A 16,866-nucleotide genomic window follows, 5' to 3' on the forward strand; every position below is an offset into this window, starting at 1 on the left:
AACATGAGTCAAAAAACAGCGCCTTGCTTTTTGTGATAACTAACAAGGCACTCCTCCTTGGCTAGGCCAATTCAACCAGGTTGATGGTTGCTTTTTCCGCATCAGTCGCTGGGCGAATCTGCTCACGATCAGTCACGAAAACGACATTATCATCGCCTTTCTCACTGTTTACAAAATGACGGAAACGTTTGAGTTTTTCGGTGTCGTTAATCGTCGCCGCCCACTCACACACGTAATTGTCGACCAATAACTGCATTTGTGCTTCGAGCTCATCTGCTATGCCCAAGCTGTCTTCAATAATGACGGCTTTTAGATAATCAAGCCCGCCATCTAAGCTTTCACGCCATTTTGAAGTACGTTGTAGTTTGTCCGCTGTTTTGATATAGAACATAATGATGCGGTCGATATATTTGACCATGGTTTCGGTGTCCAGATCGGTGGCGAACAGCTCGCCATGACGTGGGGTGATACCACCATTACCACAGACAAATAGATTCCAGCCATTTTCAGTCGCAATCATGCCAAAGTCTTTACTTTGCGCTTCCGCACATTCGCGCATACAGCCTGACACACCCATCTTGATTTTGTGCGGTGAGCGTACGCCTTTATAACGATCTTCTAATCTCAAGGCGAGGCCAATACTGTCATCGACGCCGTAGCGGCACCAGTTGTTACCGATACAAGATTTCACGGTACGTAAAGATTTACCATAGGCATGGCCAGTCTCAAAGCCTGCTTGCACCAGTTGCGTCCAAATATCAGGCAATTGCTCCATGCGTGCGCCAAACAGATCGACCCGCATCCCACCAGTGATTTTGGTGTACAAATTAAACTGCTTCGCCACTTGGCCCAGTACGATGAGCTTGTCTGCAGTGATTTCACCACCCGGCACACGCGGTACGACGGAATAAGTGCCGTCTTTTTGGATATTACCTAAGTAGTAATCGTTACTGTCTTGTAGTGGTGTCAGCTCGGTTTTGAGTACGTAGTCGTTCCAGCACGATGCCAAAATAGAGGCGACTGTCGGCTTACATATCTCACAACCATGGCCGCTACCATGTTCAGTCAGTAATTCATCAAAGGTTTTGATACCGTGCACGCGAATCAGGCTATATAAATCTTGACGAGAGTAAGCAAAGTGCTCACATAAGTCATTGTTTACTTCAAAGCCCATGGCAGTGAGTTGATAGCTGACCGTATCTTTGACCATAGGGGCACAGCCACCACAGCCACTACCGGCACTGGTCATGGTTTTTACATCGCTGACAGAGTATGCGCCGTTTTCGACGGCTGAGCAGATAGCGCCTTTGGTCACGTTATAACAAGAGCAGATCGTGGCGGTATCTGGCAGATTGTCGATGCCCATCACGGGTTTTTCAACATTGGGTAATATCAGACTTTCTGGGTGTGCAGGTAGGTCAATGTCATTTAAATACAATTGCAGTAAGTTGTTATAGTCTTCGGTGTCGCCGACCAGTACAGCACCAAGCAAGCGCTTGTTATCAGGTGTGGTGACCAGTTTTTTGTAGATGCCCTCAGCAGGATTTTGATACAGATAGCTTAAACTGCCGTCACTCGTGCCATGTGCATCGCCAATACTGCCCACATCCACACCCATTAGTTTTAACTTGGTGCTCATGTCGGCACCCGTAAATGTCTGCTTGCTATCACCAGCAATTTGCGCGGCACAGATACTGGCCATGTTGTAACCGGGAGCCACCAGGCCAAATACTTTGTTGTCCCATACTGCGCATTCGCCTACGGCATAAACATGATCGGCATTGGTGCGACATTGCTCATTAATCAAGATGCCACCGCGCCCGCCCATTTCAATACCGCATTCTGGGTTGTTTTTAATAAGGCCATCTTGCGGTCTAATACCGGCGCTAAATACAATCATATCGGTCGTTAGAGAGGTGCCATCTGTAAACTGCATGGTTAAATGTTGTTCATCACCGCTGGGGTCATCAGAGTTGGGTGCAGTATTAGACAGAATCTCTTTGGTGTTTTTGCCTGTCAGTACTTTGACACCAAGTGCTTCTATTTTTCGCTTTAAAATCTCACCGCCAGCGGCATCAAGCTGAACGCCCATCAATTGCGGCGCAAACTCGACCACATAGGTATCAAGCCCTAGCGTCACGAGCGCTTTTGCGGCCTCAAGCCCCAGTAGACCACCACCAACCACCACGCCTTTTTTGACAGTGGGCAGCTCAGCAATCGCTAAAATCTCATCTAAATCCGCAATGGTACGGTATACGTGGCAATGCGGATGCTCACGGCCTGGGATGGGTGGCACAAAAGGATATGAGCCTGTCGCTAGAACCAACTCAGAGTACTCAATAATCTCGCCTGCCTCAGTAGTAATACGCTGACTGGCCGAATCGATATCCACAATACACTGATTCAAATGCAAATTAACTTTTGATAATTCATAGGCTGTTAAATCTACTAGGTTCAGCTTACTGGCATCTTTATGTTCAAAGTAGCTCGACAAATAAACACGGTCATAAGCAGGGCGGTCTTCTTCAGCAAATACATGAATGTCAAATTGCTGGTGTAGCCCTTGCTCAATTGCTCGTTCAATAAAGTGATGACCGACCATACCGTTGCCAATCACCACCAAATTGCCTTTATTTTCTGTGCTCAATGCAGTGCTACTCATGCGTCTGTCCTTAGTAATGGGGCTGGTTGGGTACGGTCATCGTTTATTTTTTTATCACGCTATAAACGGCTCCGTCCCTCAACAACAGCTGATAAACAGCATTTAATACCTACTATTACAGAGCATTCAATAATCATGCCATAGCACTTTGATTAGCTGGGTTTTTGCGCGTTGCTATTAGACATAAAGGTATGTCGTATCGGGAGCAGTCGCTTATGTACTAAGGTTTTTATATCAGCATGGTTAGCGTTGCTATTTGCCAAAAATCAGGGTGAGCACGATTGTTAACGACAGCGATATCAAAAATTAATGCACCAAAATAGACAATGCATTGCCCCAAGTTGGATGTTATTGCTGTTTATAAGGGAGGCTGATTGAGTGTTTTAAACCTGCTGTGTTAATGCTTTATTAGCATAAGCGTCAGGTGTGGCGATGGTTATAGACCCACCAGTAAAGGCGCTTGGATAATTAACGAGTGCTGACCTTTATACAGATTTGGCAGCGTATACAAATAACTGGCATAACCATTGCACCGCCTGAAACATTGCTACTTATCATTTTTGAATACTGCATTTTTTGAACACTTAGTACATTTAGTACGTTGTCAGAACCCTGAAGTTAATCGTTTGAGGAAGTTGCCTATGTCATCATCAGCCCCCGTTGCGCCTAGTAAAGACAAGCTTAATGTTTTGTCATTTACGGGTAAAAATAAAATCCTTCATTTAGGTTGGATGGCATTTTTCCTTACCTTTTTTGTATGGTTCAACCATGCACCATTTCTATCAGCGATTGGAGAGACACTCAATCTGAGTAAAGACCAAATCAAAACGTTACTCATTTTAAACGTAGCATTGACCATTCCTGCCCGCGTGATTATCGGGATGCTGACAGACCGTTTTGGCCCTCGCATTGTATATACCGCCATTTTAGCCATTGGTGCTATTCCTTGTTTTACCTTTGCGTTCGCTCAGGATTACAATACCTTGGCGTTGTCTCGGTTTTTACTGGGTTTTGTGGGTGCAGGTTTTGTGGTGGGTATTCGTTTGATGAGTGATTGGTTTCCAACCAATGAATTGGGAACGGCTGAAGGTATCTATGGCGGTTGGGGTAATTTTGGCTCGGCAGCAGCGGCACTGTTATTACCGACTATAGCGATTGGGGCTGCAGCAGTGTTCGGTGGCGATGAAGGTTGGCGTTATGCAACAGCCACATCAGGGGTCGTGATGGCGCTTTATAGCATCATTTTTTATAAGATGGCGCGTAATACACCCAAAGGGGCTACTTATTTTAAACCCAAAAAATCAGGTGCCATGATGGTGACGTCATCGGGTGATTTTTGGTTAATGATGGTTTTTAAATTGCCTATGTATTTGGCATTGGCACTATTGGCATGGAAACTATCACCTGATGGTGTAAGCTTACTGAGCCAGTCTAGTGTCACTATGGTCTATATTGGCCTTGCGATACTGTATGTTTACGAGTTCATCAGTAGCTACCGTTTTAATAAAGAGGTTTTCACCACGCCTGTACCAGTGGCACATCGTTATGATTTTAAGCAAGTAGGTATCTTAAATATTTTGTATTTTGCCACGTTTGGATCAGAGCTTGCCGTCGTGTCGATGCTACCTCTATTTTACCAAGAAACTTTTAGTTTATCGATTGTGATGGCAGGGGTATTGGCATCGAGCTATGCCTTTATGAACCTTATGTCACGTCCAGGCGGCGGTTGGCTCAGTGATAAGTTTGGTCGCAAAATAACTTTATTGATTTTGACAGCTGGTTTGGCCATCGGGTATCTATTGATGGGCTTCCTTGACTCAACGTGGCCACTTGCATTGGCACTATTAATTACGATGTTTTGCTCATTCTTTGTACAGGCAGGTGAGGGTGCTGTTTTTGCGGTAATTCCTTTGATCAAACGCAGTATGACAGGGCAGTTTGCAGGGATGACAGGCGCGTATGGCAATGTTGGGTCAGTGGTGTATTTAACGGTGCTGAGTCTGGTGTCTTATCAGGTGTTTTTCTTTGTGATTGCCGCCACAGCAGTGGCTGGATTCTTTGCTTTGTTTTTCTTAAAAGAGCCAGAAGGCATCATTATTGAAGAAATGCCAGATGGTACATTTGCCGAAATACAAGTGAGTCATAGATAGTACGGGGTGAAGACAGATGACGATAGCACACGCCAATAGAAACAATAGTCAAAATGCGGATGGTGATATGTACCAAAACGCTGATGAGATGGCGGTTCATTTTAATACAGGCAATCCGTCATCTTTAATAGGCTCAGGTCAGTTTGTTGCCAATGATGTCAGCCAGAGCATTGATAGCCACGCTATTGATGAGACTGGTGACAGTAAGAATATTGATGATGCTAGTACTGCATTATGGTGGCTTGATTTTTTCACTATGGCAGGTCGCAAGACGGAAAATCAAGACAGTGTACTTATTACCACCTGCTTGCCCTATCAATGTTCAGGTGAAGAATCATCTAGTGCCAATCGCTCAATATCTCAAGCAAGATCTCACCCGCCATCATCAGCCCCATTATTGGTATTGATGGCAGATGGGGTCAGCGCTTGTCAGTTTCCAAAACAGGCAAGTCGATTGGTGGTGAATACCATTGCTCACAAAATAACATTGGGGTTGACCGCACTGGCGCAATCACAAGATGAGACGTCATCCATCAGTTTTGACGATGATCAAGTCGCTAGTCTCATCAAAACAGCAGTCAATAAAGCCAACGATATCCTATATTTCCCTCAAGCGTATCAACGGGTACCGCCGTTGTTGTCTACGTTATCAGGCTTGCTCTGTATCGGTGACCGTATTCACCTGTTTCATACAGGCGATTCTCGAATATACCGCGTTGGGGTAGATTGTCTGACAGTATTGAGCAAAGATCATCGCGTGCACCGCGGCCAAGATAAAGGAGCGCTTGCGGCAGCTATCGGCGCAGATAGCCAGTTAGAGCTACAACAATCAGTATTTACCCTCCATCAAAACGAGTGTTTGGCCATCATGACGGATGGGGTGTATGAGCATATAGAGCCCACAGAGTTGCAGTTTGAGCTGTGCAGCAGTGCGACTGATATATTTCAGTTGATGGCTACTACGCACAAATTGCCGCTAGGGTTTAACACCAGTCAAGCCGTGTGCGAGCAAGCCTTTAGTGCAGGTAGTCATGACAATCTAAGTATGGTCATGCTGAGTATGAACACACGGTCAGCCCATTTTACTTCTATCAATGGCGCTAAAGGTATTGGTCATTTTGATGGCATTGACTTTGATAATTTGGATACAGTCATACATGATGTGAATCGCTATCAGCTGCCAACCGGTTTACAGATAGGCGACCATATTGATGGTTTTACTGTGATTGGTATTATTGCTCGTACGGCTCGCAGTCACGTGTACTGGGTGCAAGATGAAGACAACCATGACTTTGTTCTAAAATCACCCAGTTTGGACTCTGTAGCCGATGGCCACTATCTGCGTGATTTTTTAAAAGAACGCAAAATTGGTTTGAGCCTATCAAAACATCGCCGCGCGGGCGAGTCGGCTTACAATCAAGCTGACCCCAATCGATTGCCTGTCAATCCTGTATCCAACAATATCGGTCATAGTGTGGGTTCTGGCCTCAGTGAGTCGGGGCTACTGCGCTATTATCCGGTACCAGCAAGTACCACATACTTATATCATTTGACTGAATATATCGCTGGTGAGAGTTTACGGGACTTTATGGATCGTCATGCACCTTGTGATGTGTGGCAAACCTTTGATTTACTCACCAAAATTGGCATGGCGGTTCGAGTCATGCATCGCAACTATCTGTTGCATCAAGACATCAAACCCGAAAACATTCTTTTAACCAAATCTGGCGCCGTCAAACTGATTGATTTTGGTTCCGCCAGCTCCTCTATCTTAAAAGACAGCACCCGACCACCAAATGGTGATTTGCACTATGCTGCACCAGAATATTACACCGATGCACCAAAAGGCGTGCATTCTGACTTGTTCTCGATTGCAGTGATTGGTTATGAACTGCTGACGGGGCAATTGCCATTTAATACCCAAACACTAATGATGCCAAACCAAACACTAATGATGCCCGCGCAGCCGCTACGGCAACAGAACGTACCTGACGCCAGCCAACAGGCACTCATGCGTGCGCTGCATGTCAATACTAACGCGCGCTATCAAGCCATTGGTGAGTTTTTACAAGATTTTAACCCCGATAATAAGGCGCACAGCCGCGACCCAGAACCCCTCATTAAGCGTAACCCTCTACTGGTATGGCATGGCATTTGCTTCATAGAGTTTGTCATCATTTTATTATTGTTGGCATACTTTTCATGACACGCTGTTTTGCATTCAATGCTGCTCCGCGCGGCTAAGGGACTTACTGTTTATGTCGTTATCTATATCGCAAGCCGCCACTACGGTAGATACTCATACCAACACTCACGCCTTAGCATCAGACCATCAAAAAAACGCTGGCATCGTTATTATCGGGGCGGGCATGGCAGGCAGTCGTTTTGCCATTGAGCTTGCTCGCACGCAATCAAATGATGACACCGCCCGTTTGCCAATTACGTTAATCAGTAAAGAGCCGCACGTGGGCTATAACCGAATTATGTTGTCACCAGTATTGGCTGGCGACACAGCGTTTGAAGATACTTATTTATATGATAACTCAGAGTATGAACAGCTAGGTATCACCGTACTGGCTGGGGTTGCGGTAGAGACAATAGATACCAAGTGCCAGTGTATTGAGCTAGATGATGGGCAAACACTCAACTATGCCAAGTTAGTAATGGCCACAGGATCAACTGCCCGAGTCATTCCATTCCCCAATCACACAGCTAAGGGCGTGCATGTGTTTCGAAACCTTGCCGATGTGACCGCTCTGATGGACTATGCCCGCCAAGGAAAAACGGGTTTGGTGATTGGCGGTGGCGTACTGGGATTAGAGGCTGCCTGCGCGTTAGCGGCACAGGGCGCGAGCATGACGGTCATTCATATGGACGGTTATGTACTCAATCGCCAACTAGACCTGCCAGCTGCCGAGCTTTTGCAAGCTGAGCTCAGTCGCCGAGGGGTTGGTCTCGCGGTTTCTGCCCATACTGAGGCCATTGAGATGAATGATGCAGGAGAAGTATGCGGACTATCTTTAAAAGACGGGCGCACGCTAGCGGCCGATTTTATCGTGATGGCAGTAGGCGTGATACCCAATACAGCGCTTGCCAAGCAAAGCGGGATCGAGGTTAATCGCGGTATTGTGGTCGATGGTTTTATGCACACCAGTTGTCCCAATGTTTATGCCATTGGTGAGTGTATAGAGCGAGAGGGCGAGCTATTTGGAATGGTGGCTCCGGTCAATCAGCAAGTGGATACGTTGGTCACGGTTTTAAAAGATGACTTAATAGAAAACGATATAAATGTGATAGGCAATAAAGCTGCCGTACCAGATCACTGGGTTCCTTTTGTGAGTAAGCCGTTGTCATTGAAATTGAAAGTATCTGGTATGTCGGCATTTTCTGCAGGGCAAATCGCTTTTGATGACGAAGCCGCTGATACTGTTGAAACCTTCGTGTATCGTCAGCCTGACTTAAACCATTATCATTGTCTGTACCTCAAAGAAAATAAACTCATTGGCGCTGTGCTTTATGGGGACACCAGCGATGGCAGCTTTTATAGTCAGTTGATTATAGATAATGTTGATATTACGCCTATCAAAGACACACTCATATTTGGCGAAGCATATTGTCATTTGGATGAAATCACGCTTAACAATTCGCCAACTACGGAAGTAGATATAGAGCTTGATGATACGGACAAGAACATCAACCATCATAAAGTGGCCGAACTGTTAGAGGATGCATTATGAATGATGCTACCGCCAATCAATCTGCTGCTAGCAAAGTAGTGTCAGCTAATAGCCTACCTAGTAGAGTGCAAAAAACAACAGACCACGTCATTGAAACACATGACATAAGCGCTGCCAAACATATCAAAAAAGCACCGTTGTCATCTGATGGTAATTTGATTGATAGTTCGACTAATGACTTGTTCGATAGCTCGATCACTACTATCCGCACGACGTGCCCTTATTGCGGAGTGGGGTGTGGTGTTTTGGCGAGCGTGAATGAGACAGAGGTTCTGAGTGTCAAAGGAGATCCTGAGCATCCGGCTAACTTTGGTAAATTGTGCTCCAAAGGGAGTGCACTGGCACAAACATTGGGCACCGCGCGCCGCTTGACCGAGCCATATTATCAAAACAAGCAAGCAGTCATGCAACAGCATCAGCCTATGCAATTGGGTAATGATTTTAATGCTATAGACGTATCCGACAAGCCACTTACAAATCAGACAGACTGGGAAACCGTTTTAGATGACGTGGCCATTCGTTTAAATGACACCATCGCTAAGCATGGGCGAGACAGCATTATGTTTTATGTCTCAGGTCAATTGCTGACTGAAGACTATTACGTGGCCAATAAATTTATAAAAGGGTTTATCGGTAATAATAACATCGACTCCAACTCTCGGCTATGCATGTCATCCGCAGTAGCCGGGCACAAACGCGCGTTTGGCGCAGACCTTGTGCCGGGTAATTATGAGGATTTAGAGGCTTGTGATTTATTAGTGCTGGTAGGCTCCAATATGGCGTGGTGCCATCCTATTTTGTTTGGTCGATTTTTAGCAGCCAAAAAAGCCAATCCTAATAAAAAACTGATTGTGATAGATCCGCGCCGTACGGACTCTTGTGAGTTTGCCGATTTACATTTACCAATTGCTGCGGGCACGGATACACATTTATATAATGGGTTGCTGCATTACCTAGATCAGCAGGGTTGCCAGAATGATGAATATGTTAGCCAAAGCTTGGGCGTTGATGATGCGGTGAATGCGGCCAAAGCATGGAGCATTGATAAAGTCGCCAGTGCTTGCCAAGTGTCTGCGGAAAGTATCCGCCAGTTCTATGAATGCGTTGCCGCCACTGATAAAACAGTCACTGCCTTTAGTATGGGCGTCAATCAATCACAAAGCGGAACCGATAAGGTCAACGCCATCATCAACACCCATTTGTTCACAGGGCGTGTGGGCAAAGTAGGGGCCAGTCCATTTTCACTCACTGGACAGCCTAATGCAATGGGCGGACGAGAAGTGGGCGCCCTTGCTAATCTGTTGGCGGCGCATTTAGAACTAGACAATGATGATCACCGGCAGCTCGTGGCAGACTTTTGGCAGTCGCCTCAACCTATATCGCGCAACGTGGGGGTGAAAGCCTGCGATGCTGCCGCTGCCATATTGGATGGTCGTATCAAGGCCATTTGGATTATGGCCACCAACCCTGTGGTCAGTTTGCCAGATGCGGATAATTTTCGCCAAGCGCTTGCTGAATGTGATTTGGTGATTGTCTCTGACTGCTCGGTAGACAGTGACACGGTGAAGTGTGCTGACATTGTATTACCTGCTCAGGGGTGGGGCGAAAAATCTGGAACGGTCACCAACTCTGAACGGCGCATCTCTCGGCAGCGGACATTAATGCCTGCAGCAGGGCTTGCCAAACCAGATTGGTGGATACTGTCTCAAGTTGCCACGCGCATGGGGTTAACGGAATTTGATTACCAACACCCAAGTGAGATATTTAATGAGCATGTGGCATTGACCGCTTATGGCAATACGCACAACCAAAGCCCATCCAATTCTAATAAGACCTATCCTCGTTACCTGAATCTTAGCAAAGACTTGTCTGCTTTAATGACAGATGAGGTGCCAGCCGATAAACCTGCTCAACAACATATTAGCCAGCATATTAATCAGAACGGCAATCAAGCACATCAGCCAATCGCACTCAGTCAGCAAGCATACGAAGAGCTGTTGCCATTTCAATGGGGCGGTACGCGTATCTCTATGATTGATAAGATAAAACCTTTAGCAAATGAGAACAATAATCTCGCGGCTACTGTTACCAAGTTACAGTTAATCGCTATTACACCCTCTAATGAAGCGAGTGTAGCCAATGTACATCGACGTCAAAGAAGGCAAAAATCCCAACTGATTGGTGAGAAACGACCACCCTCTAAACACGAGTTTGAGCATGATACTCAACCTAAAAACCAAGTGGTTCATTTACGCCTGATTACGGGCAGGCTTCGCGATCAGTGGCATACCATGACTCGTACTGGCCTTGCACCGCAGTTAAACCAACATCAGCCAATACCAACACTGACCATACACGCTAACGATGCACAGCAACTGGGCGTTCAAGACAATGACTTTGTGCAACTGCATCGTAAGTATGAAAACTACGAAAAGTATGAAAGCTATGAGAACGGCGTGACCAGTGATGGCATAATCAGTGATATCACGATGAGTACGGCTAAGGATAGTAAAGAACCAGCGAGTACCGTAATGGCGCAAGTTGCCATTAGCGATACGTTGCGCGTTGGTGATGCATTTATGCCTATGCATTGGAGCAATGCTTTTGCTAGCTTCGCTCGTGTAGGTCCCCTTATTCCAACAGTAGTCGATCCGCATTCAGGGCAGCCAGAGCTCAAAAATTCAGCGATCAGTGTCACGCCCGTTCCTATGCAATCATTTGGCAAGATTTTGGTGCATCCTGAGTGGCAAGACGCCGTTATAGTGCAATTACGTACTATTTTGGCCAATTTTTCTGCCCAAGCGTCAGAGAAAGAATTGTCTGAAACAAAATGCGAAGCACGTTCAAATAATATTGTGCCAGAGGCATTACCTGCACTTACTTGGAGTTTGAGTCATCAAAATAATAGTGTATTGATTAATCTCGCTAGCCCGATGGTGGAGGCTAGCAGTACCTTAGCGTGCCCTGAGTTTTGGCAGCAGTTTATGGCCTCTATGCAATCATTATCACAGCCAAACTCTCAAGAGCGTGTCATGCATACAGCGTTTACGGTCGATAATGTACAGAATCAATTACGTTTTATTGTGACGCAATCTGCGCCTGAGACAGACTCAAATAACACTGCTATAAATCGTCAAGTATCTGATGATGAAAGGCTTAGTGCACAACTGATTATGGCTGTTTATGTTGCCCCAACGCAAAAGCTATTACCAAGTGTACGCTGGCTCGATAGCTGCTTTACGGATACTAGCCAAATACCTGTCAATCAACGATATAAATGGTTGCTAGCGGGGCGGCCTGCTAGCGGTTATGTCGATCCAGGTCCTTTGGTGTGCTCTTGTATGTCAGTTGGAAAAAACACCATCCTCAACGCTATCACGCAGCATAGTTGTACTAGTGCGACGGCAGTGGGTAAGCAGTGCCGAGCAGGTACTAATTGTGGCTCTTGCGTTGGGCAAATCAACGCATTAATCGCAGAATGTGCCCCCTTGGAACAAGCTTAGACAGTAGTGTGGCACGTCGCTTGCAACCTTTTATAGGCAACTACTGGTTGAGTGTGGTGTTATGAACAATAAGCCATTTTAGAGTAGGGGTTTATTCAAAACTTTGCTTTTAGTTGCCCATTTTGCTGTATTCACGCTGTTATCAGGAGTCATCACCATGACCAATATATCTGCCGCTACCTCAACGCATGAGACCTATCAGCTAATGGGTCAACACTGCGCAGAAAACGTGCAAACTTGCACCAAAAGAGGCACCGTGCATCTTATAGGCGCAGGATCTGGTGACCCTGAGTTATTAACCTTAAAAGCATGGCGAGTGATGCAGCGTGCAGAGGTAGTGTTGTATGACAGTCTGGTGTCTGAAGATGTTTTAGATATGTGCGCGACCACTGCTGAAAAAATATTCGTTGGTAAGCGCCGCGCCAACCATGCATTGCCACAAGAGAGTATTAACGAGCTACTGGTCAAACACGCGCTGGCAGGTAAAATAGTGGTTCGTCTAAAAGGTGGCGACCCCTTTATTTTTGGACGCGGTGGTGAAGAGCTACAGGAGGTGGTGCGTCATGGCATTCATTTTGAGTCTATTCCAGGTATCACTGCCGCAAGTGCCGCTGCTAGCCGTGCAGGAATTCCACTAACGCACCGTGACCATGCTCAGTCGGTCAAGTTTGTCACTGCTTGCAAAAAAAATGGCGCGCCTAATAATGATTATAGTGAGCTAATGGACAGCAGCCAGACAGTTGTGTTTTACATGGGTTTGCACCGTTTGCATGAGATGACACAAGGGTTGATAGCAAGTGGACGCGACAGCGAAACGCCTTTTGCCGTTATTAGCCATGCCAGTATGCCAACGCAGCAGGTACTTATCGGTACATTAAGTGATATCGCTGATCAGCAAGCTGAGGCAAAACTGCCAACACCTGCACTTTTAATCATGGGTGATGTGGTCGCTTTATATCATGAGTTTGCAGGCTACAACCTTGGCAATCTGGATAAAGCGTCATTTATAGACGTAAACGAAGTCATAGACAGTGAAGTTTTAGCACCCAGTCTTGAGAGTGTTGTATAAGTTGAAGAACGTCTAATAAAACAATCCTAAAAGTGTCTACAGCTAATCATCTCATACTGGGTTAAAACGGGCAGAAAGCTAAAACCAGAATTTAACCCCCGCAGTCAAACTACTGCTATCAACCGATTCATCTTCCTGACGTCGTTGACCACGAGCCTTGCCAAGCGCTGTCTCATAACTAACACCCACATAAGGGGCTAGCTGGCGACTGAACGTCTCATAAGTCAGCCTAACCTCAGCTTCCATCTCATTAAAGCCCTTGGTAATACCATTATCATGGTCATCTTTACTAAAGGCAGTCAATCCCATCTCCGGTATGACCACCCAATGCTGATCCAAACGCCATTCGTACTCTGCACCCAAATCAAGACGAAGTTGACCATCGGTATATAAGTAGGCTCTCGCATCTGTTTCGATGAAATACGGCGCGGTGCCGACAATACCTGCCATCACTGCAGCGTTATCGTTTTCAGTATCGTAAGCGACACCAGCTTCACCATTCCAAAAAATGCTCAGTGGTTTCCAATAAGCAAGGGAGCTCAAGCTATCTATTTCTTTATCATCTTTAGTCTGAGCACTACCTTCGGTACGTAGTCTTATACGATTGCTATCAGTACCATACCAACCCGTCGCCTCAAAGTTGATTTGGTCTTCATCAAACTGATAGCCCAAGTCGTCTACTGACACTCCCCATAATGGCATGCTGCCCATCATCATTGGCTTACCATACTGCCCGTAGGGAACCCCATTTGAGTAGTCTGGACTACGAGCATCAGCTGGTGGCTGCCCGCCTTGCATACCAGACATGTCCATACTGCCATGATCCATATCAGACATATCGCCTGACATGTCCATGCCGCTATGATCCATACCAGACATATCACCTGACATATCCATGCCGCTATGATCCATACCTGACATATCCATACTGCCATGATCCATGCCAGACATGTCGCCTGACATATCCATGCCGCTGTGATCCATATCAGACATGTCGCCTGACATATCCATGCCACTGTGGTCCATATCAGACATATCGCCCGACATATCCATACCGCTGTGATCCATATCAGACATCTCAGCAGCAGTGGCAAAAGAGGATGTGAGCAAGACTAGCGATGACAAACCAATGAATGGCAGATTTTTCTTAGATATTTTCATAATAAGCCTCATATTTGAAGGTTTGTTAAACGACGGCAACTTCTCGGAACATACCAGCTTCCATGTGATAAAGCAGATGGCAATGCCACGCCCATCGTCCAAATTCACCCGTCACATCAAAGCTAATCTTTTGCGCAGGCTGCACCACAATTGTATGTTTACGTACCTGAAAGTCTCCAGATGGCGTGCGCAAATCACTCCACATTCCATGCAAGTGCATCGGATGATTCATCATAGTGTCATTGACTAAGGTAATACGTACGCGCTCGTTTGGCTTAATATTGACAGGCGTTGCATCCTTAAACATGACACCATCTAGAGCCCAAATATAGCGCTCCATGTTACCCGTTAAATGTAGCTCGATCTCTCGGGTAGGCTTACGCTGCTCTGCAAATATGGCCTCATCGACAGAGCGCAGCTGACTATAATTCAGCACCTCTCGATTGATATTGCGCAGATTAATACCGGGATCATCGAGGTTCATACGTGGACTGTCGACACGCATATCAGATTTAAAGTCATACTCAGTCTTAGCATGCTTTGCTTTGTGGCCTTTGTCACCCATCGCACCCATCATATCGGCCATGGTTAGCCATTCGATTTTATCCATAGCAGGTATTGCAGCACGTGCGCCTTTTTTGGTAGCAAGCGTTGCTGCAACATAACCTGAACGGTCTATGTTTTGGGCAAATATCGTATGCGCATCTTTGGTCGGGGTGACGATGACATCATAAGTCTCAGCAACGCCAATACGGAAATCATCAATATCGACGGGTGCGACATCATTGCCATCCGTTGAGACGACGGTCATCTTCAGACCTGGTATACGCACATCAAATATCGTCTGTGCTGAGCCATTGATAAAGCGTAGTTTGACGGGCTGTCCCGCTTTCACTAGTTGTGTCCAATTGGCTGCTGTGGTCTTACCATTCATCAGATAAGTAAAGGTTTTTTCACCAGACAAATCCGTGAAATCTGTCGGCATCATGCGCATCTGATTCCACATTTTGCGCTTGTCGTGAGCGGCTTCTAGATCTGTTGCTGCAATATCGGCCAGCAGCTTTTTGAAGTCTGGTAGATGATAATTGTCAAAGTCTGCACGCTGCTTTAAAAGCTTCAAGAGATTATGCGGATCGCGGTGCGTCCAATCACTCAGCACGATTACATGGTCTTCTTCGATAGGATGACGTTCGCGACCTTTAGGCTCAATAACGATAGCGCCGAGCATACCAGTTTGTTCTTGGAACCCGCTGTGTGAGTGATACCAATAAGTGCCTGATTGCACCAGTTTGAATGTATAGGTAAAGGTGCTGTTCGCAGGAATACCATCAAAGCTAATACCTGGCACACCGTCCATCTCAAATGGAACGAGCAAACCATGCCAATGGATAGAGGTTGATTCATCCATCTGATTATGAACACGTATCACCACGGTATCGCCTTCACGCATCTTTAGCGTTGGTGCTGGCAGCGAGTCATTGATGAGTGTCGCCATGCTCTTTTTACCGTTCACAATAGCGGACTGTTTACTGACGTATAAATCAAACTCTGTACCGGTTAGAATGGGTACGATATGGTCAGATTTATCACTGTTGACGGCTACATTTTGCTGCCCTTTACCGAGCGCACTATTGGCAATAGACGGCAGCGTGGACAGCATGGATGCCCCTAATAGAGTAGAGGACCCTGTCAAAAAACGCCTGCGGTTAAGCATACTCTTGTTCATAATAATTTACCTAACTTAATCCATGAAATAGGAGTTGAGTCTATATAACTGTTGGCTCATTAATAGAACAGAATGAGCTATGTAAAGTGTTAATCAAACTATAATTGCTGCTGCGGTGTGTCAATAGTTGCATAAATAGCTGTTGAGCCATCTTTGTTAAGCTGCATCACTTTATATGGCATAAACTTATCCTGATATTCCATACCAGGGCTACCGACTGGCATGCCAGGTACGGCAAGACCGATCGCATCACTTGGCGGGTTTTTTAGGAACTGCGCCATATATTTGGCAGGGACATGGCCTTCAAAAACGTAGCCATCAGTAGTGACGGCGGTATGACAAGAGCGCATTTGCTGCGGTACGCTGTAGCGCTCTTTAAACAGGGACAAATCTTCAACATTTTGTGCGGTTGCGTTTAGGCCATGACCTTCGGCATAACCGACCCATTCTTTACAGCAGCCACAATTGGCATCTTTATAGACAGTAGCTGACACATTTCGCAAAATAGTTGATTGGGTATCTGAATGAGCACTGATAGGTATTATTTCGGCTTGTGGTTGCTCTCCTGGCTCAGTTTTTTGCGTAGCGGTAGTTGGCTCAGTCGCTGGTGTTGAGTCAGTAGCAGCGGCGTTAGGTTGATTACAAGCGGCAATCGCTAGCGATAATGGCAAGACCACGAACGCTGAGAGCACACGGCCAGATAACAGGTTGTGTTCACTAGAAAATATATTAGTATAGCGTCTCATAAAACCACTCCTAAGCGTCTGTCTGACGATCAAATTTATAAAAATTAAAGCCGTAACACTGACCAAAGTAGTACTGGTAAGGCTTAAAACGCAAATTGCAAAAAGCAGCACC

Annotated in this window: 9 protein-coding genes; 5 read left to right on the plus strand and 4 right to left on the minus strand. The window is 45.9% G+C overall.

Annotation, left to right across the window (positions count from 1 at the left end):
• Positions 1-61: 61 nt before the first annotated feature.
• Positions 62-2,662: a nitrite reductase large subunit NirB gene (nirB, locus tag I6E61_RS03120; protein WP_197129649.1), complete on the minus strand. Its 2,601-nt coding sequence runs from the start codon at positions 2,660-2,662 to the stop codon at positions 62-64.
• Positions 2,663-3,303: 641 nt separating this feature from the next.
• Here nirB and I6E61_RS03125 point away from each other — a divergent pair.
• The 5 genes from I6E61_RS03125 to cobA all read left to right on the plus strand — a co-directional run bounded on the left by I6E61_RS03125 (position 3,304) and on the right by cobA (position 13,121).
• Entirely contained in the window at positions 3,304-4,812 is a 1,509-nt protein-coding gene (locus I6E61_RS03125; protein ID WP_194196420.1) for a NarK family nitrate/nitrite MFS transporter, read from the plus strand.
• Positions 4,813-4,828: 16 nt separating this feature from the next.
• Positions 4,829-7,018, plus strand: coding sequence for a protein kinase (locus tag I6E61_RS03130; protein ID WP_320158564.1), 2,190 nt, complete (start codon positions 4,829-4,831; stop codon positions 7,016-7,018).
• Positions 7,019-7,070: 52 nt separating this feature from the next.
• Positions 7,071-8,549: an NAD(P)/FAD-dependent oxidoreductase gene (locus tag I6E61_RS03135; protein WP_197129652.1), complete on the plus strand. Its 1,479-nt coding sequence runs from the start codon at positions 7,071-7,073 to the stop codon at positions 8,547-8,549.
• Positions 8,546-12,052, plus strand: coding sequence for a nitrate reductase (locus I6E61_RS03140; RefSeq protein WP_197129655.1), 3,507 nt, complete (start codon positions 8,546-8,548; stop codon positions 12,050-12,052). Before I6E61_RS03135 ends, I6E61_RS03140 begins: the two co-directional genes overlap by 4 nt.
• 205 nt (positions 12,053-12,257) lie before the next feature.
• Positions 12,258-13,121: a uroporphyrinogen-III C-methyltransferase gene (cobA, locus tag I6E61_RS03145; RefSeq protein ID WP_227685683.1), complete on the plus strand. Its 864-nt coding sequence runs from the start codon at positions 12,258-12,260 to the stop codon at positions 13,119-13,121.
• A 78-nt stretch (positions 13,122-13,199) separates the two neighbouring features.
• Here cobA and I6E61_RS03150 read toward each other — a convergent pair whose 3' ends face one another.
• From I6E61_RS03150 to I6E61_RS03160, 3 genes are all read right to left on the minus strand, one after another.
• Positions 13,200-14,282, minus strand: a complete 1,083-nt coding sequence (locus tag I6E61_RS03150; RefSeq protein WP_197129661.1) for a copper resistance protein B — start codon at positions 14,280-14,282, stop codon at positions 13,200-13,202.
• A 25-nt stretch (positions 14,283-14,307) separates the two neighbouring features.
• On the minus strand, positions 14,308-16,008 hold the full coding sequence (locus tag I6E61_RS03155; RefSeq protein WP_320158565.1) for a copper resistance system multicopper oxidase: 1,701 nt from the start codon (positions 16,006-16,008) through the stop codon (positions 14,308-14,310).
• Between the two features lie 98 nt (positions 16,009-16,106).
• Positions 16,107-16,754, minus strand: coding sequence for a DUF411 domain-containing protein (locus I6E61_RS03160; RefSeq protein ID WP_197129664.1), 648 nt, complete (start codon positions 16,752-16,754; stop codon positions 16,107-16,109).
• Positions 16,755-16,866: the final 112 nt, after the last annotated feature.

This window comes from Psychrobacter sp. NZS113 (genome assembly GCF_015864825.1).
Lineage (GTDB): Bacteria > Pseudomonadota > Gammaproteobacteria > Pseudomonadales > Moraxellaceae > Psychrobacter.